This is a genomic window from Aliikangiella coralliicola, assembly GCF_007004725.1.
GTDB lineage: Bacteria > Pseudomonadota > Gammaproteobacteria > Enterobacterales > Kangiellaceae > Aliikangiella > Aliikangiella coralliicola.
Genome location: NZ_ML660161.1, coordinates 598901 through 617213 on the forward strand (window position 1 = coordinate 598901; position 18313 = coordinate 617213).

An 18313-nucleotide genomic window follows, 5' to 3' on the forward strand; every position below is an offset into this window, starting at 1 on the left:
ACGCGCCATCATTCGTTTAGCGGCTCTAATATAAAGCGAATCTGATGATTTCAAACAATTGATTTAATAGCGAATGTCGTACCAAAGATTACCTAATAATTCATGTAGCGCACTGCTGCTTCGGTGAAGGGCTTTGGCGTTAGGTAAATAATCGGTGAAATTACCTGGTTTTTTATTTGATGAAAATGACATCGGTGCAGGAATAACGGTAATTCCTTGTTTTTCAAATTCTTTTTTTGCTCTTGGCATATGCCATGCGTGGGTGATTAAGAGGATTTCGTTAATGTTGTTTTGTTTGAGAATTTGTGAAGAATAGACAGCATTTTCTGCGGTATTTTTACTTTGTGACTCGATCCATTTGGGCGCTATATTAAAACTGGATACCATTACCTGGTTCATGAGTACAGCTTCAGAAGTCGCTTCGTTAAAAACACTGCCGCCTGATAATAGCACGGGAAGATGAAGCCTTTTTTGAAGCCACCCGGCATAACGTATTCGCAGTAGCGTCTGCGCACTGACGGTATCTATTTCGCCATATTCAGGTGCTCGCGACAACCTCCCTCCTGACAATACGACAATAGCCCTATCGGTTTGCTGGTCGGCTTGAAGGGCTTTTAATTGAGGCATTTTAATTGCTTCATCAACTTCTAACGAAGCAATCAGTGAATCAGATACTGTTGGTGTACTTAGCACTACCAGACTAATGCATCCCAGGCTGATTAAAGCGATTGCCGAGCGACGAAATCGGCTAAAACCAAGCATCGCCAATCCGACTATCAACAAAAGTAAATTGATTCCCGGTGGAAGCAAAAAGGCTTTGAAAGTGTAACTTATTAATATATCCCAGCTCACGATTAATCCGGTATTGATTAATCGACCCGTCGCACTTTTGCGACAGCATTGAGTCCATTGACTTTCATGTTAAATGAACCAAACACACCACGGGTAATTTCCACCGCTGGGTTTTGAAGTTTTACATAGCCGGTGGTTCGGCTGACTACCTTCCATTTTTGACCGTTTTTCAGGGTTAAAGTACTACCTTTTTTCCATCCACGAAATTCGCCGACAATATTCGATTTCAGACTTTCTATTTGAACAAGTTCAGCTGATGATCGGCCAAAAGCATCTTCTGAGGTGACAATTTCTTTGGTCGGTTTAGGGATACTAACCGGCGCATTGATTTCCTGAGAGGGCGTATTTCCGACTGCTGGTCTTACCGGTTCTTTATTGGCTTTTGGCTCCGCGGCTGGAAATGTTTTGTAATAAGCGGCTACAGTATCGAAGCATGTTAACCGGTCATTGTTATCCTGAATCTTTGTACATCGGTTAATATCAGCGCTTATATCTGCATAGGCCGGCAGCGAAGAAATTAGCGCGCTAACTAGAATAACCTTAACTAATGATTTTATGTTGCGTGAGTTATTGTTCATTATTTTCCTTATTGGCTACATCACCTGATTTTTTGTTTGGACTGATTTGAGCAAAAATAATTCCCAGTTCAAATAAAATCCACATTGGAATCGCGAGTAAAATTTGTGAAATGACATCGGGCGGTGTTAGCAACATACCAACAACGAATACACCCACTATTACATAAGGGCGCTTTTCTCTTAAACTTTCCACTGTGGTTAAGCCCGACCATATCATAAGTACAGTAGCCACTGGTATTTCAAATGCAAGACCAAAGGCAAAAAACATTTTTAGAACGATACTCAAATAACTACTAATGTCAGGCAAAACCTGGACACCTGCCGGCCCTGCGCCAGTAAGAAATGGCCAGGCTAAAGGAAAAACAACGAAGTAAGCAAATGCCAGCCCAGAATAAAAAAGTACAATACTTGAAAAAAGCAATGGAAAAGCAAATCGCTTTTCGTGACGGTAAAGTCCGGGAGAAATAAATGCCCACGCCTGATGTAATATATACGGCATAGCAATGAACACCGAGATGATAGCGGTCATTTTAAATGGCGTGAGAAAAGGCGAGATGATATTGGTCGCAATCATCGTTGAGTTTTCAGGAAGATTTTCTCTTAGTGGCGCTGACAAAAGTAAATAAATATCATTCGCCCAATAAAATAGTGCCAGGAACACCACAAGAATTGCAATAACCGATCTTAACAACCTGTCCCTAAGTTCCAGCAGGTGAGAGAGCAGTGGCATTTCGCTTTTAGCAGCGCTTTGAGAGGCTTCTTCAGTCATTGCTCGGTAATTTCTTTTCTTTTTCTGCTTCAGCAGTTTTGTCGTCTAGTGATGACGAAAAGTTGTCTGAAATATTATTGATGGTATTTTGTGTTTCTGATAGTTCTTCTTTAAGCGATTTCAGTTCGACCTGTTCTTCTAATTTCGCTTTTTGTTCTTCGAGTTGTTGTTGAAGTTCCTGGACTTTTAACTCTCGATCAATTTCTTGTTTTATTGAGTTAAAGCTTTGCTTCGCTTTTCCAACCCAGAGCCCAACGGTTCTTGCTGCTTTGGGCAGCCTTTCAGGACCCAACACTATTAGCGCTATTACGCCGATGATAAAAAGCTCAAGAAAGCCGATATCGAACATCAGTTAAAATTCTCGTTTATTGAAGGTGTGAAAATTACTCTGGTCAGTCTTTTTCCTTCGTTGACTCTTCTTTAATTGTTTCTCCGTTAACGATTTCGCCTTCAATCACTGAATCATCATTTTTTTTCTCAATAGCTTCTTTTTTCTCTGTTTCGCCGTCATTAACCGCTTTTTTAAATCCTTTTAAAGCACCGCCTAAATCAGAACCGATATTTTTAAGTTTCTTAGTGCCGAAAAGCAGAATAACGATGACTAAAATTAGAATTAGACTAGGAATACTTAAGCCCATGATTACGTCTCTCTTTTAACAATGTATTATCTTTAATAAAGTCTTATTCAAGCTTCTTTCCAGCAAATAGAAGTTAAATAAATGTGCTATCAACAACTCGATATTATCGTTACGATGGCCAAATGTCATGCAAACGGTAAATGGCCGCCACCAAGTAGGTGAACATGAATGTGGAATACTTCCTGCCCGCCACCTTTATCTGTGTTGATTATGGTTCTAAAACCACTATGCAAGCCTTGTTCCTTCGCTAGTTGAGGTAACAATAACATGATTTTTCCCATCAGCGCCTGATCTTCTGGTAACAATTCGTTTAGGCTTGCGATATGTTTTCTTGGGATAACTAACAAATGAGTATCTGCTTTTGGAGCAATATCACGTATAACAATAACATCTTCATCTTCGTAGACACGGTCAGATGGGATTTCATTTCTCTCTATTTTACAAAATAAACAATCGCTCATTTCATATCTCCGTGGATAGATGCTAGCAGGTTCTCAATTTAAGGAACAGGCGAAACTCAGGATCTGAAAGATACCATAAAACAAACCAATGACAAGGTCAGCAAGCCCACATCTCCCCATTGAGCACTAAGCCAACCGGGAAGTTCGCTAAAGCCGGCCATGACTAATGCGGTGCCTGCGAGCGCCCAGACTATCTTCTGCGCTCCTCTGGATTGTGCTTTTTTCAAGGTTTGAATGGCATTAACAAGTTGATGTTGGTGCTCTTCGCGCTTTTCGACCTGATCTAGCAATTTATTTATTTTATCAGGCATTTCTGGCAGCTGTTCTAGCCATTCAGGCGCCTTATTCTTCATTTTAAGCCACACAGCTTTGGGGCCGTAGGTTTCTTTTAACCAGCTTTTTAAAAAGGGTTGTGCCGTTTCCCACAGGTCTAACTTGGGATAAAGCTGACGCCCGAGTCCTTCAATGTAGAGCAGCGTTTTTTGCAGTAAAACGAGCTGCGGCTGAACTTCCATTTCAAATCGTCTGGCTGTCTGGAATAGCTGCACCAGGAATTGGCCGAAAGATATCTCATCCAGTGGTTTACCGAAAATTGGTTCGCAAGCAGTGCGGATCGCAGACTCAAACTCTTCAACAGAGACTTTGGCCGGGATCCAGCCTGAATCCAGGTGAAGTTCGGCGATTCGGCGATAATCCCGATTAAAAAATGCGACGAAATTCTGTGCCAGGTAACGCTTATCTGATTCGTTAAGTGTTCCCATAATTCCACAATCAATTCCGATATATTTCGGGTCTTGAGGATTAGACGCATCGACAAATATATTGCCGGGATGCATATCTGCATGGAAATAGCTGTGTTTAAATACCTGGGTAAAGAATATCTCTACACCGCGATGGGCTAAAAGCCGCATGTCGACGTCAGCACTTTTTAGCGCTTCAATATCGCCAATTGGGATTCCCGAGATTTTTTCCTGTACCATGACACGCTTGCGGCACAGATCCCAATAAACTGCCGGTACATATAAAATTGAATTATCTTCAAAATTACGTTTTAGTTGACTCGTGTTTGCCGCTTCGATGCGCAAGTCAAGCTCGTTAAATAATGTAGTCTGATAGTCTTTAATAATGGTTTTAGCGTGAAGCCGCCTGCCTGTTGACGAGTATTTTTCAAACCAGCCTGCAAGTAAATAGAGCAATTTCAAGTCGGCCTTTATTTTCTTCTTAATCCCAGGGCGAATTATCTTAACAACTACGTCGTCACCGTTAATCAATGTTGCACTATGGACTTGAGCGACGGATGCTGAAGCCAGTGGGGTGCGGTCGAATTGACTGAATACTTGATCAATAGGGCTATTAAGTTGTTGTTCAACGACATTAATTGCGACTTCTGATTCAAAAGGGGCGACTTTATCCTGTAACTTGGCGAGCTCATCTGCGATATCGTCTGGAAGCAGGTCACGACGCGTCGACAGCATTTGGCCGAGTTTAATAAAAATCGGGCCTAGTTCTGTCAATGCCTGGTTAAGTCTCTGGCCTCGATTCAACGACTTGTTTCGATTGCTTGTCAGGGCAAAAAGCCGCATAAGCTGGGTCAATCTGGATAACGGTGTCGGCGCTAAAAATTCTTCCAGACCATGACGAATGAGTATTCGGTTGATGACAAAGGCGCGCCGTAGGGTGAGTAAACTAGTCATTAATTTGAAGTCTCTGCAACCGTGCTTGTAGTCGATCTGTCTGGCTCCGAACTAAGTCGACTGTTTCAAAGAAAATATCGAGCTCTGTTTGAGTCGGAGTGACTCGCACTTCCTCTTGCAAATATTCGGGCACGTCCTGGCGAGTTTGAGTCACAAAATTTTTAAAGAGTTGCTGTGCATGGTTGACACCGCGAGAGACAAAATGAGTTATCTCGTCTCCAAGCAACTGGCTTAGTGGTTCTTGCCAGTCTATTTCCAGTGATTGAACGAAATCCTGAAATTTTTTGGCCGTATTAATTTCGCCTGAAAAATGCAAATCGCCGGTAAATACTGAGTCGCCCGAGTGTTCTGCGCTAGCTGCAGCAAGAAAAGCTCTTAACTTGCCACTAATTGAGGCGGAAGTTTTTCTCGCAATAGATTCTTCAGATTCTTCCGCCTGGGCTGTGGCGAACTCATTTTTTGAATCTTGTACAACAAGTGTCCCATTCGGAAAAATGAAATAGTAATCGAGTTGTAAGTCAGTAATTTCGATGTGAATGACTTTATTTTCGAATTCTTTCAGCTTTTGATGGGCTTCAGCGTCGAGATTTAAAATTCGATTGCCGACCTGTTCAATAAAAGTAGCGGATAACCGGTTGATAGTTAACATTACCCTTGTTAATCCTTAGCGCTGAAAGATTAGTATTTGAATCCACGGTGGAGTGCGACGACGCCACCAGTGAGATTATGATATTCACTGTCTTCAAATCCCGCCGTTGCAAACATTTGTTTGAGTTCCTCCTGACCTGGATGCATGCGGATTGACTCGGCCAGGTAACGGTAGCTTTCCTCATCGCCGGTAACCCACTGGCCGAACTTTGGAATCAGGTTAAATGAGTAATGGTCGTAGATTTTGCTTAACCAGGGATAAATGGGTTTTGAAAACTCAAGAACCAGTAACCTGCCACCCGGTTTAAGTGTACGGAACATTGAGTTAAGGGCTTTTTGTTTGTTAGTAACATTGCGCAGGCCAAAAGCAATGGTAATGCAATCGAAGGTATTGTCAGCAAAAGGCAGGCACTCGGCGTTAACAAGAGAATAGTCCACATTATTCATTATTCCGCGATCAATCATGCGATCACGACCAACTTTTAACATGGAATCATTAATATCAGCTAAAACGACTCTTCCATTGGGGCCGACTTTCGGCGCAAATAATGCGGTTAAATCACCAGTACCACCGGCAAGATCGAGTATCTGATGCCCTGGCCTGACTCCACTCATTTCTATCGTAAACCGTTTCCAGAGGCGGTGAATACCACCAGACATCAAATCATTCATAATGTCGTATTTCTGTGCGACCGAATGGAAAACGTCAGCGACTTTGTGCTGCTTTTCATTGAGTGGAACTTCCTGGTATCCGAAATGCGTGGTTTTCTGCTCAGGCGCTGATTGTTGCGACATAGGACGATTAAGTTGGGTAATAGAAAATTGTCGCTAGTATAACAAGTGTCAGCATATAGGTCAGCTTTACCGCTAGATGTTCAGTGGATTAATTCAATTATCTGACAAATAGAAGTTAATTTAAGAGTGATTCCTATGGCTTTGATCCGGCTCATTAATTTGACATAATATTAGTATTACATTTCAGGCTAGGGCTTAAAGCTATCTTGTCTCATCAGAAATCATTAGAAAAGCGCGACGGACACTCAACAAAAGGTATTTTCAGTTCGGATGAACCGCTCATTATGGGGATATTGAATGTTACTCCTGATTCATTTTCTGACGGAGCGCGTTTTAATCAGTTTGACCAGGCATTGGCACACGCAGAGGAAATGATCGAGCAAGGCGCCGATATAATTGATATTGGCGGTGAGTCTACTCGCCCTGGTGCAAAAGCCGTTTCAGAAAGCGAAGAAATCAAGCGTGTTATTCCACTGGTTGAAAGAGTAAGCCGGTTAGGGGTTCCTGTTTCGGTTGATACGAGCAAACCTGGAGTAATGCGAGCTTCGGCTGAAGCGGGGGCTGGCATGATCAACGATGTGAGAGCATTGACCGAACCAGGGGCGTTAGCCGTTGTCTCTGAGATTAAACTGCCTGTTTGCCTGATGCATATGCAGGGACAGCCGAGAACCATGCAACATAATCCGAGTTATCAGGATGTTGTTAGCGAGGTTAAAGGTTTTTTGCGCGAGAGAATTGCAGCCTGTGTCAACGCGGGAATTGATACTTCGTTAATTGCTATTGACCCAGGATTTGGTTTTGGAAAGACATTACCGCATAATCTAGAACTATTAACTCAGTTATCCTGTTTTAATGACTTGAATGTGCCGATATTGGCAGGGTTATCGCGTAAGTCGATGTTGGGGCAAATCACAGGCAGAGATGTTAACGATAGATTAGCGGCTAGTTTAGCGGTAGCATTAATTGCCATGCAGCAGGGAGCAAAAATCATCAGGGTACACGATGTAAAACAAACATCGGATGTAAAAAAAATTTTTATAGCAACAAATACAGCTGAATTAATATAACTTATAAGTAGTCAATTAGGAGACATCGATGTCTGCACGAAAATATTTTGGTACCGACGGTATCCGCGGGAAGGTCGGCGAATATCCAATTACACCAGAATTTGTTATGAAACTAGGATGGGCGATAGGGAAGGTTCTCGGCAGCAGTAACCGTGATCGGATTGTAATTGGTAAAGATACTCGAATATCGGGCTACATGTTTGAGTCTGCGTTAGAGTCAGGAATTATTGCCGCAGGAATGAATGTTCAAATACTCGGCCCAATGCCCACACCGGGAATTGCTTATTTAACCCGTACTTTTCGGGCGGCAGCAGGAATCGTTATTTCTGCATCTCACAACTCTTATCTCGATAATGGAATTAAGTTCTTTTCGCCGGAAGGATTTAAGCTGCCAGATGAAGTCGAATTAGCAATTGAGAATCAACTTGATCAACCGATGACGACGGTTTCGGCAGACAAATTGGGTAAAGCCAAATTGGTAAAAACCGCTGCGGGACGCTATATTGAGTTTTGTAAGGCAAGTGTTCCAACTCAACTTTCATTAGAAGGTTTGAAAATCGTTATTGATTGCGCCAACGGTGCTGCTTACTCCATTGCCCCTAAGGTATTTCGCGAGTTAGGCGCAAATGTTCAAACGATTTTTAATCAGCCAGACGGCTTAAATATAAATAAAGAATGTGGTGCGACAGATCTGGCTACATTAGCGAAAGTTGTTAAAGCTAACAAGGCGGACATCGGGCTTGCTTTTGACGGTGATGCCGACAGAATCATGATGGTTGACCACACTGGTGAAATAGTGGATGGCGATGAAATATTGTACATCATTGCGCAAGATGCTAATAAGCGAGACGTTTTAGGTGGCGGTGTTGTTGGAACCTTGATGTCGAATTTTGGTTTACAAAAAGCATTCGAAGCCGACGGAATTCCTTTCGCCAGAGCAAAGGTTGGCGACCGTTATGTGATGGAGTTGCTGCACAAGAACAGTTGGCGATTTGGTGGAGAGTCGTCTGGACATATTGTTTGTTTAGATAAAAATACAACTGGCGATGGAATTATTTCCGCGTTACAGGTTTTAGCTGCCATGGCTTGCGAGAATAAATCACTCGCAGAGTTAAAACAGGGCATGTTTAAAATGCCTCAGACTATGGTGAATGTGAAAATCTCCGAAAAGTGCGATCCAATGCAAAATGATGCTATTGTAAAAGCAGTGAATGAAGTTGAAGATGATCTGGGAGATACAGGCAGGGTTCTGCTAAGAGCTTCTGGTACCGAGCCTCTGATTCGAGTGATGATTGAAGGAGAGGACGCACCGAAGGTCGATAAACTTGCTAATCAACTAGCAGATGTTGTACGTGAAAAGCTCTAACAGCAGCTATCAAGTTTTATGATACGTAAAGAGCAGATAAAATTAATGAGTTGATAAAACTTATTAGTCGTCATTTAAACATAAACGGTTAAGGAGAGTGCATGCTTAATTCGGTAACGGTAAAAGATTACATGACATCAGCAATGATTACCTTGAAACCTGAGGTAGACATTGTCGAAGCGGCTCAGACATTGCTCGAATATCGTTTGTCTGGTGCTCCTGTACTTGATGATCATAATCGTTTGATTGGTTATCTATCGGAAAAAGATTGTTTACATACTGTTTTGAGTGCAGTTTACAATCAAGACTATGGTGATCTTGTGTCAGATAGGATGGCGACTCAACTGAAAACAGTTCATCCTTCAGAAAACATTACCGATGTTGCTGAAAGGTTTCTGAAAGATGGCGTGCGTATGTATCCAGTACTTGAAAAGGATGTATTGGTTGGCATGATTTCTAGACAAAGTGTATTAAATGCGTTTTGTCGTATCAGCCAGACAAGCCCGAGCTAATCCGTTTCCCGGATTAGTTCAGTTTACCCTCAATTGAATGTGTTTTAAGAGCGGTGAGTTAGCTTGAAGTAGCGGCGGTTGTTGCTCCAGCACCAGCTGCGATACTTGCAGATTGTTGTGCCTGGATGTTTGCTGCAATAACGCTCGCTGACTGGTTGGAGGTTGCAATAATACAAGCGCCATAACCAAGACCGGACAAACCGTTTTCCCAAATTATTTTTCCATTTTTAGCATTAACACAAAATAAATGTCCACCGGCAGATGCGTAAATTTTATCGTCATCCAGGGTAATGTTGGTTATTTGGCTGGACTTTAGTTTAGTTCGCCAAATTTCCTCTCCATTTTTTTGTTTAAGACAAACGACATAACCATTCATACCTAAATAAATCTTTTCCATTTTACCCTCTTTATGTTCACTAGCGATAAACACGCCCTAGTTATGATCCAGTATTTTTATATCGATTTGCTGTTCAGCTTTTCTCTGTGCTTCCATACGCTTGTTGAGTTCTTTGCGTTTGTCACAAGGTTCTTCGCAATCACAAACTTTTTCTAGTCCAAGATCGGAAATTCCACCGCAACTTCCTTTAATTTTTTTGCGTTGAAAAATATAGCCGACAGCCATTATCAAGATGACAACTAGCATTAGAACGAACGTAATAATAAATAATTCCATAATCTTACTAACTCAAAAATATACTTTAATAAAACAATTTCAAAATTTAGAGGTTTCAACACAACATACTAAATTATAATCACTAACTTTAATCTTTTATCGAAATGGTACTTTGACGAGTTCGATTGATTTCTAATCGAGTAACGTCAGGTCTGGAATAATGGCCTGCAGGGTCGAAGTTTTGCCTCTCTTTGCGGACAATCTGGTGATCGAGTTCTGCAATTAATAATTCTTCGGTCTCAACTTTCGGCTCAATTAGCCAGGTGCCATCGGGGTTAGCGATACAAGAGCCACCATTAGCAAAAAAAGATTCATCTGAATCTGCAAGCTCAGCCAATTCCGGAATTGCATTGGTAATATCAGAAGGGCGCATCAAACTGCAAACAGAAAGTACAAAGGAACGCCCTTCTTTGGCAATGACTGGGGTCAGATCATGGGTATTATTGATGTTCCCAGGCCATACTGCTACGTGAAGATCTTCGCCTTGCCCATAAAGTGATGCCCTTGCCAACGGCATCCAGTTTTCCCAACAGTTTAATCCGCCTACAGTAAAATCTTCAAGGGAGTGGGTCACCAGGCCGTGACCGTCCCCTATGGACCAACTAAGTCTTTCCTCATAGGTAGGCATGAGTTTTCTGTGAACTGACTGGATAATGCCGTTTTGGTCGATGTAAACGAGACTGCAGTACAAACTATGGCCGCTTCTGTCTTTAGGGCGTTCTATAATTCCCAGGTAAATCGAAATTTCATTTTGCTTTGCCGTTTCGCAAAGTTGGCTGAGATCGCCTCGCTCGATTTGAACTGCCTGCTTGATATATTCAGCTTGAATATTTTTTTGTCTTTCATCATTAAATCGGGCGCCATCAGTTCTTTCTATCCAGAAGGGGTATCCTGGAACGAACGCCTCACCAAAAGCGATAAGTTTACAACCTTCGTTGGCGGCATCCTGAACAAACTGATTAACTTTGTCCAGAGTGGCTTCACGGTTAAACCAGACGGGCGCTATTTGTGCCAAAGCGACTTTAATTTTTTGCATTCGTCTTATTCTCCGAAAAAATACACTAATTTACAGGACTCAAATTTATCGAGTTTATTACAATCAAAATATTAAACTTGTTTACTTAACATATTGCTTAAATCCGTCACTGAAAACTTCCTCAAAGCCATTCTCATTTTTCACCAACATAAAAACTGGGAGTTTGTATTCATTGGCTAATTTTAGGGAATCATCAGGTCCCATGACCATCATCGCTGTGGCAATGGCGTCGGCCATCATCGCTTCTTTATGTAACACGGTAACTGATGCTAATTTGTGCGTGATAGGAAATCCAGTCGTTGGGTCAATTGTGTGAGAATACCGCTGACCATTTTTCTCAAAATAATTTCGATAATCTCCCGAGGTCGCAACGCTGAGCCCTTTAGGTGCAATGATTTTCTGAATGCTGCGATCTTTACTTGAGGCCGACTCAATGGCAATTTGCCATGAAATGCCTTTTGCGTTGACGCCTTTCGACGCTATCTCTCCGCCTATTTCCACCAGATAGTTTTTGACGCCATGGGCTTTCACCGTATTCGCGATTTCATCGACTGCATATCCTTTAGCAATTGCAGACAGGTTTATTGAGAGCTTATCGGTTTGCTTGGCAACGCAATTATTTCCAATTGAAATTTTTTCGTATCCAATTTGCGACAATAATTGTTTGATGGTTTCCTGAGTTGGGATCTGGTTGCCAGTGTCTTTTTTGTCGAATCCCCAGATTTCGATTAACGGGGCAAGAGTGACATCAAACTTTCCTTTAGTTTGCTGAGAAATTTCAATCGCATTTTTTATGACATAAAGCGTATCTTCCGATAGTTTCTGACAATTTGTTGAAGATGATTTATTAAATAATGAAAGTTCAGAATCATCAATGTATGTCGACATCAGTTGATTGATTTGAGCCAACCGATTATCAATAGCTTGCTGTAGTTTTTGTTCGTCTACTGATTTTTTCTCAATAGTCACATGGTAAGTGGTTCCCATGGTGTAACCTTTTAGACGGGCGTACTGCGGGTCTTGCTGGCAAGCTGTTACTGCGACTAATAAGATGAAGGAAATGAAAAGCTTATGAAAATATTCTAAATTCATGAGAAACTCTAAGGTTGTATTCTGCAGAGTCGCATTAGACTTCTTGGAAAATATTCACAGATAAAGACTAGAAATCAGAGCGATAAAAAGGGCAGTAATAACTGCCCTTTTTAGTCGGTTTACCCACCAAAATCATCGAGGAATATGTTGTCTCTTTCGACACCAAGATCTTCGAGCATTTTAATGACTGCCGCGTTCATCATCGGTGGTCCACACATGTAATATTCGCAATCTTCAGGTGCTTCATGATCTTTTAAATAGTTTTCATAAAGGACGTTGTGAATAAAACCAGTGTAGCCTTCCCAATTGTCTTCAGGCATTGGGTCTGAGAGCGCTACATGCCATTCAAAATTTTCGTTGTCTTTTGCGATACCATCAAAATCTTCAACATAAAACATTTCTCGCTTGCTACGAGCACCATACCAGAAAGAAACTTTTCTATCGGTGTCCAAACGTTTGAACTGATCGAAGATATGTGAACGCATCGGCGCCATACCAGCACCACCACCGATAAAGACCATTTCATTTTTGGTTTCTTTGGCAAAAAACTCTCCATAAGGACCTGAAATCGTTACTTTGTCGCCCGGCTTTAAGTTAAAAATGTACGAAGACATCTTACCGGCTGGTAGACTCATGTTACGTGGTGGCGGCGAAGCGATACGCACGTTGAGCATGATAATGCCTTTTTCTTCTGGATAGTTTGCCATCGAATAAGCGCGAGTTACTGACTCTTTAACTTCTGATTCGACATCCCATAATTTAAAGTGATCCCAGTCTGGGTGGTATTCTGGGTCTACATCAAATTCGCTATACTTCAGTTTGTGTGGCGGGCATTCAATTTGAATATAACCACCGGCTCTGAATGGAACACTTTCGCCTTCAGGTAGTTTAAGTTTTAGTTCTTTGATGAAGGTTGCTTTGTTATCGTTAGAGATAACTTCACATTCCCACTTCTGCACACCAAAAACTTCTTCAGGCAATTCAATTTCCATGTCTTGTTTGACATTAACCTGACAGGAAAGACGATAACCTTCACGTGCTTCACGCTTATTGATATGGCCTTCTTCAGTAGGTAGCAATGAACCACCGCCAGAACTAACTTTACATAAACACTGACCACATGTACCACCACCGCCACAGGCTGACGGAACAAAAATACCGCTATTGGCGAGAGCGCCAAGGAGCTTTCCACCTGCACTTGTGGTCATCGATTTATCTTCGTCACCATTGATGCTGATTTTCACATCACCACTTGAGACCAAGCCTTTTTTAGCCGCCAAAATAATCAATACTAGCGCCAGGATCACCAGCGTGAACATGGAAACGCTAACAATAATTTCTTGCATAGTCTTAATTTCCTTCTATTAAAGCTGAACGCCGGAGAATGACATAAAGGCGAGTGCCATTAAGCCAACGGTGATAAAAGTAATTCCAAGGCCACGTAGACCATCCGGAACATCGCTATACTTCATTTTTTCACGAATACCGGCAAGCGCTGCGATAGCTAACGCCCATCCAAATCCGCTGCCAACACCGTAAACTACTGACTCCGCAAAATCGTATTCACGTTGAATCATAAACAAGCTGCCACCTAAGATTGCGCAATTAACGGTAATCAAAGGTAAGAATATTCCGAGTGCTTGATAAAGTGCTGGTAAAAATTTATCTAAGAACATCTCTAATATTTGTACCATTGCAGCAATAACGCCAATGTAAACAATCAAACCTAAGAAACTTAAATCTGTTTCTGGCATACCAGCCCAACTTAGCGCGCCTTCCTGCAGTAAGTAGGTATAAAGCAAGTTATTAACTGGAACGGTAATTGTTTGAACAACTATGACCGCAATACCCAAACCGATAGCGGTTTGAATTTTTTTCGAGACAGCCAAAAAGGTACACATACCCAAGAAGGCAGATAGAGCAATATTCTCAACGAATACGGCACGGATAAATAAACTAATCAATTCTTCCATTAGTTAGTTTCCTCTACTTGTGCTGGCTTCCAGGTACGAAGTGCCCAGATTATAAATCCGATGATAAAGAATGCGCTTGGTGGTAATAACAATAAACCATTGGTTGGATACCAGCCGCCATCGTTAATCGGCGAAAGAATGGTGAAACCAAGAATGCTACCCGAGCCAAATAGTTCACGCACGACAGCAACCGCAACCAAAATAGCGGAGTATCCTAAACCGTTTCCGACACCATCGAAAAAGCTCATTACCGGACCATTTTTCATCGCGTATGCTTCGGCTCGACCCATGACGATACAGTTGGTAATAATCAATCCGACATAAACAGCCATTTGTTTCGCTGTTTCATAAACGAAGGCTTTCAAGATTTGATCGACCATAATTACTAGCGACGCGATAATCGTCATTTGCACTATGATTCGAATACTTGATGGAATCTGCGAACGAATAACACTGATAAGTAAGTTTGAAAATGCGCAAACCACTGTCAATGCCACACTCATAACTAACGCTGTTTCAACTTTACCGGTTACTGCCAGCGCAGAACACACACCCAATATTTGCAATGCGATCGGATTGTTATCCGCAATTGGCGATGTGATTACACTTTTAATTTCTTTTGCATCTAGAGTTGCAGTGGTCATTATGCTTCTCCCTTATCAACATCTAAGCGAGCTAAGAATGGACCGAACCCATCTTCACCTAGCCAGTAAGACAACATATTATTAATGCCATCTGTTGTCATCGTTGCTCCAGAAAGAGCGTCTATTTCGGTATCTTTGCTGGCGCCGCCTTTAACTAAAGAAAGAGCGAGTTTGCCATTAGCATCTAAGAGTTTTTTCCCCGGCCAACTAGCTAACCATTTTAAATTGTCTACTTCTCCGCCTAAACCCGGGGTTTCGCCGTGCTCATAAAACTTGAGGCCAACGACGGTTTGTTTATCCGCTTCTAAAGCGACAAAACCGTAAAGCGTCGAAAATAAACCGCTACCGTGGATTGGTAAAATGATTGTTTTCACTTTATCTGCATCTTTAACGAGATAAATAGAAGCAACTTTTGAACGACGATTGATTTTGGCTTCGTCTTTTTCAATAGCAATACTATTGTCAGGATCTTTTGCCATCTGACGCTGATCGAAAGATTCTGGATTGGTTACTTCAACAAATTTTCCTGTTTCCAGATCAACAAATCGTCTTTCAAAGTTCTTAAAAGCTTCGCTAATATCTATATCTTTTTGATACATGTTTGCTGCGACAAGAATGTTTTTCTTTTTGTCGAGTGATGCGTTAGCTTTTTGTTGCTCTTTTAAAGAGATCGCAGTTCCGGAAACTAAAATCGAGCACACTAAGCAAAGTGCAACAGCGACGATAATGGTTTTGAAAAAAGTATCGTTGTTAGCTGACATATCGTTTAGCCCTCCGCTTAATGTTTGCCTGAACAACGAAGTGATCAATCAGAGGAGCAAACAAGTTAGCAAATAAAATCGCCAGCATCATACCTTCTGGGTAAGCTGGGTTAGCGACGCGAATCATGATACACATAATGCCGATTAAGGCACCAAAATAGAATTTACCCTTATTGGTCAGGGAAGCTGAAACCGGGTCAGTTGCCATAAACATCATACCAAATGCAAAACCGCCGGTGACTAAGTGCCAGTGCCAGGGCATTGCAAACATATGATTGGTATCGCTACCAATAGAATTGAAGAGTAACGTCGTAGCTACCATTCCAATCATTACACCGACAATAATTCTCCAAGATGCAATTTTGCAGTAAACCAGCGCAAGACCACCAATTAAAATCATCAGGGTTGAGACTTCTCCAATAGAACCGGGCAGGAAACCAAGGAATGCGTCTTGCCATTGAGTACTGCTAATGGCTTCGAAGAAAGGCATCTCGAATAATTCTTTCATAGAACCAGTTGTCGCTGCTGCCAGGGGCGTGGCGCCAGAGTAACCGTCAACAATATTCCATACCTGACCGGACATGTCGCCAGGGTAGGCGAAAAACAAGAAAGCTCGACCGGCTAATGCTGGATTTAAAAAGTTTTTCCCAGTGCCGCCAAAGACTTCTTTAGCTACTACAACGCCAAAGCTAATACCCAGGGCTACCTGCCAAAGTGGGATATCGGGCGGGAGAATTAACGCAAATAAGATAGAAGTGACGAAAAAACCTTCGTTAATTTCGTGACCGCGTACAGAGGCAAATACAACTTCCCAAAAACCACCGACGATAAATGCCGTTGCATAAATAGGGATAAAGTAAAGTGCGCCGATGAACATTGAGCTTAAAACATCTTTGGAATATTCAGCACCGAATAAGCCCATTACCCAGCCACGCCATCCTTCAAGAGAAGTTGCGCCTGTCACGCTCATTGCGTCAACAGCCTGGTAACCAACGTTATACATACCCCAGAACATAGCTGGGAATGTGCAAGCCCAAACGAAAATCATAATTCGTTTAAGATCAATGTTATCGCGAACGTGTGACGCATTTTTGGTCACATGTCCGGGAGTGTAAAAAATGGTCGTTACCGCTTCATAAAGCGCATACCATTTTTCGTATTTACCACCTTTCTCAAAATGAGGTTCAAGGTGTTCTATATATTCTCTTAAACCTTTCATTAACCTTCCTTCTCAATCGTGGTGAGTACATCCCTAAGGATAGGACCGTACTCGTACTTGCCGGGACAGACAAAAGTACAAAGCGCCAGGTCTTCTTCGTCAAATTCCAGGCAACCTAACTGTTGGGCGGTATCTGTATCACCCGTTACCAAGGCTCTTAGTAGTTGGGTTGGCAGAATATCCCATGGCATGACTTGCTCGTAGGTGCCAATCGGCATAATCGCTCGTTCGCTACCACCGGTTGTTGTCGTAAAGTTAAATCTTTTGCTAGCGTTTAAGTGCGAAACAAACGCGTTGGTCACAGAAAACTTATCAACGCCGAGGTGTATCCAGCCAAAGAATTCTTTTTCGCGACCTTCAGCGATTACCGAAATCTGATTGTGAAATTTACCCAGGTAAGCCCGATGGTGAACTGCGATATGGCCATTGAAAACTGAGCCAGAAATAATTCGTTCATCAGTTTCTTCAATATTGCCCGCAACTAGCTGTTCAATATTAGCTCCAACTCGAGTTCTGATTAGGCCTGGTTGTTTGACCAGAGGACCAGCTAAAGAAATGACGCGATCGGTGGAGAGTCTGCCCTTGGTGAATAATTTACCAATGGCAATAACATCTTGATAACCAATATGCCAGACGGTTCGATTTTCATTCACTGGTTTCAAAAAGTGAATGTGGGTTCCGACATTACCAGCAGGATGAACACCGCTAAAACCATGATAGTTGGCGAGCGGATTTTGTGCCAGATCGTGATCTTTGGTGGCGTCGAAGCCAACAAATAGTTCACCGTTAGTCAAATGTTTGATAATGGTCAGGCCATGGTTAAAGGCCTCGATTTGTGGCTCGATAATGACCATTGGGTCTGCGGCTAGTGGGTTGGTGTCCATAACAGACACAAAAATAGCAGCAGGCTCGCTGTCAATTGTTGGTGCTTTGCTCTGTGGGCGAGTCCTGAAGCTTGGCCATAAACCAGACGCCACAATGTTACTGACGACTTCCTCTCGGCTGAGTTGAGGTAATTGAGCTGCGTCATATTTGGCGAATTCTTTATAGTCATCACCTTCAACACCAATTACTACGGAGAGAAGTTTACGCTTTGCACCGCGGTTAATAGCTTTAACTGTGCCGCTTGCAGGAGCCGTATAAATTACACCAGCAGTCTTTTTATCGACAAAGATTTCATCACCGCATTTGACTTTGTCGCCAACACGGACCTTCATCGAAGGTTTCATCCCCAGGTAGTCTTCACCTAGTACTGCAACCTCTGAAACTGCGGGTCCATCAAGAATTTCTTGTTTAGGGCTTCCGCTAATCGGAAGATCCAGACCTTCGCGTATTTTGATCATAGAATTTTCAGTGGTAAAAAAAGTTGAATTTAAACGTCTAATATAGTTTAAAACCACCATTCCTGCCTCAAAACAAGTGCTATATCAGCAGATTAAGGGGTGGTGATAAAAAGACGTATTGCTGCCAAAATATACTTCAGTATTTCTATTGACCTGAGTTGTTATCTCCCAAGCCAATTTTTGGCGCGCGTA

At 42.1% G+C, this 18313-nt stretch carries 22 protein-coding genes; 3 read left to right on the plus strand and 19 right to left on the minus strand.

The window, feature by feature from the left end:
• Nucleotides 1–63: 63 nt before the first annotated feature.
• From FLL46_RS05415 to ubiE, 9 genes are all read right to left on the minus strand, one after another.
• Complete coding sequence (locus FLL46_RS05415; RefSeq protein WP_142892455.1) at nt 64–852, minus strand: YdcF family protein; 789 nt, start codon at nt 850–852, stop codon at nt 64–66.
• A 17-nt stretch (nt 853–869) separates the two neighbouring features.
• Nucleotides 870–1430 (minus strand): hypothetical protein, encoded by a 561-nt coding sequence (locus tag FLL46_RS05420; RefSeq protein WP_142892456.1) that lies wholly within the window; start codon nt 1428–1430, stop codon nt 870–872.
• On the minus strand, nt 1420–2199 hold the full coding sequence (gene tatC, locus FLL46_RS05425; RefSeq protein ID WP_142892457.1) for a twin-arginine translocase subunit TatC: 780 nt from the start codon (nt 2197–2199) through the stop codon (nt 1420–1422). The genes FLL46_RS05420 and tatC overlap by 11 nt, the downstream gene beginning before the upstream one ends.
• Nucleotides 2192–2548: a Sec-independent protein translocase protein TatB gene (tatB, locus tag FLL46_RS05430; protein ID WP_142892458.1), complete on the minus strand. Its 357-nt coding sequence runs from the start codon at nt 2546–2548 to the stop codon at nt 2192–2194. Before tatB ends, tatC begins: the two co-directional genes overlap by 8 nt.
• Nucleotides 2549–2591: 43 nt before the next feature.
• Entirely contained in the window at nt 2592–2837 is a 246-nt protein-coding gene (gene tatA / locus FLL46_RS05435) for a twin-arginine translocase TatA/TatE family subunit (protein WP_342779775.1), read from the minus strand.
• A 125-nt stretch (nt 2838–2962) separates the two neighbouring features.
• Entirely contained in the window at nt 2963–3298 is a 336-nt protein-coding gene (locus FLL46_RS05440; RefSeq protein ID WP_142892460.1) for a histidine triad nucleotide-binding protein, read from the minus strand.
• Between the two features lie 56 nt (nt 3299–3354).
• Nucleotides 3355–4992 carry a ubiquinone biosynthesis regulatory protein kinase UbiB gene (gene ubiB, locus FLL46_RS05445; protein WP_142892461.1) on the minus strand — a complete coding sequence of 546 codons (1638 nt, stop codon included), beginning with the start codon at nt 4990–4992 and terminating at the stop codon, nt 3355–3357.
• The gene (locus tag FLL46_RS05450) at nt 4985–5641 is read right to left on the minus strand and encodes a ubiquinone biosynthesis accessory factor UbiJ (protein ID WP_142892462.1); all 657 of its coding nucleotides are present in this window, start codon (nt 5639–5641) and stop codon (nt 4985–4987) included. The genes ubiB and FLL46_RS05450 overlap by 8 nt, the downstream gene beginning before the upstream one ends.
• 29 nt (nt 5642–5670) lie before the next feature.
• Nucleotides 5671–6435 carry a bifunctional demethylmenaquinone methyltransferase/2-methoxy-6-polyprenyl-1,4-benzoquinol methylase UbiE gene (gene ubiE / locus FLL46_RS05455; protein WP_142892463.1) on the minus strand — a complete coding sequence of 255 codons (765 nt, stop codon included), beginning with the start codon at nt 6433–6435 and terminating at the stop codon, nt 5671–5673.
• 206 nt (nt 6436–6641) lie between these two features.
• Here ubiE and folP point away from each other — a divergent pair, with 206 nt between their 5' ends.
• The 3 genes from folP to FLL46_RS05470 all read left to right on the plus strand — a co-directional run bounded on the left by folP (nt 6642) and on the right by FLL46_RS05470 (nt 9380).
• Nucleotides 6642–7502 (plus strand): dihydropteroate synthase, encoded by an 861-nt coding sequence (gene folP / locus FLL46_RS05460; protein ID WP_246119267.1) that lies wholly within the window; start codon nt 6642–6644, stop codon nt 7500–7502.
• A 28-nt stretch (nt 7503–7530) separates the two neighbouring features.
• The gene (gene glmM / locus FLL46_RS05465) at nt 7531–8868 is read left to right on the plus strand and encodes a phosphoglucosamine mutase (RefSeq protein WP_142892464.1); all 1338 of its coding nucleotides are present in this window, start codon (nt 7531–7533) and stop codon (nt 8866–8868) included.
• A gap of 101 nt (nt 8869–8969) precedes the next feature.
• Nucleotides 8970–9380, plus strand: a complete 411-nt coding sequence (locus tag FLL46_RS05470) for a CBS domain-containing protein (protein ID WP_142892465.1) — start codon at nt 8970–8972, stop codon at nt 9378–9380.
• 58 nt (nt 9381–9438) lie between these two features.
• Here the strand turns inward: FLL46_RS05470 and FLL46_RS05475 are convergent, their stop codons facing one another.
• From FLL46_RS05475 to FLL46_RS05520, 10 genes are all read right to left on the minus strand, one after another.
• A complete protein-coding gene (locus tag FLL46_RS05475) occupies nt 9439–9777 on the minus strand; it encodes an outer membrane protein assembly factor BamB family protein (protein ID WP_142892466.1) in 339 nt (112 codons plus the stop codon).
• Nucleotides 9778–9813: 36 nt separating this feature from the next.
• A complete protein-coding gene (nqrM, locus tag FLL46_RS05480; protein WP_246119268.1) occupies nt 9814–10023 on the minus strand; it encodes a (Na+)-NQR maturation NqrM in 210 nt (69 codons plus the stop codon).
• A gap of 118 nt (nt 10024–10141) precedes the next feature.
• On the minus strand, nt 10142–11089 hold the full coding sequence (locus FLL46_RS05485) for a carbon-nitrogen hydrolase family protein (RefSeq protein WP_142892468.1): 948 nt from the start codon (nt 11087–11089) through the stop codon (nt 10142–10144).
• An 81-nt stretch (nt 11090–11170) separates the two neighbouring features.
• Nucleotides 11171–12181: an FAD:protein FMN transferase gene (locus tag FLL46_RS05490; RefSeq protein ID WP_142892469.1), complete on the minus strand. Its 1011-nt coding sequence runs from the start codon at nt 12179–12181 to the stop codon at nt 11171–11173.
• A gap of 119 nt (nt 12182–12300) precedes the next feature.
• Entirely contained in the window at nt 12301–13527 is a 1227-nt protein-coding gene (gene nqrF / locus FLL46_RS05495) for an NADH:ubiquinone reductase (Na(+)-transporting) subunit F (RefSeq protein WP_142892470.1), read from the minus strand.
• A gap of 18 nt (nt 13528–13545) precedes the next feature.
• Nucleotides 13546–14154 carry an NADH:ubiquinone reductase (Na(+)-transporting) subunit E gene (gene nqrE / locus FLL46_RS05500; RefSeq protein WP_142892471.1) on the minus strand — a complete coding sequence of 203 codons (609 nt, stop codon included), beginning with the start codon at nt 14152–14154 and terminating at the stop codon, nt 13546–13548.
• Entirely contained in the window at nt 14154–14798 is a 645-nt protein-coding gene (locus tag FLL46_RS05505) for an NADH:ubiquinone reductase (Na(+)-transporting) subunit D (protein WP_142892472.1), read from the minus strand. Before FLL46_RS05505 ends, nqrE begins: the two co-directional genes overlap by 1 nt.
• Nucleotides 14798–15559 carry a Na(+)-translocating NADH-quinone reductase subunit C gene (locus FLL46_RS05510; RefSeq protein WP_142892473.1) on the minus strand — a complete coding sequence of 254 codons (762 nt, stop codon included), beginning with the start codon at nt 15557–15559 and terminating at the stop codon, nt 14798–14800. Before FLL46_RS05510 ends, FLL46_RS05505 begins: the two co-directional genes overlap by 1 nt.
• Nucleotides 15549–16778 (minus strand): NADH:ubiquinone reductase (Na(+)-transporting) subunit B, encoded by a 1230-nt coding sequence (locus FLL46_RS05515; protein ID WP_142892474.1) that lies wholly within the window; start codon nt 16776–16778, stop codon nt 15549–15551. Before FLL46_RS05515 ends, FLL46_RS05510 begins: the two co-directional genes overlap by 11 nt.
• Nucleotides 16778–18121: a Na(+)-translocating NADH-quinone reductase subunit A gene (locus tag FLL46_RS05520; protein ID WP_142892475.1), complete on the minus strand. Its 1344-nt coding sequence runs from the start codon at nt 18119–18121 to the stop codon at nt 16778–16780. Before FLL46_RS05520 ends, FLL46_RS05515 begins: the two co-directional genes overlap by 1 nt.
• Nucleotides 18122–18313: the final 192 nt, after the last annotated feature.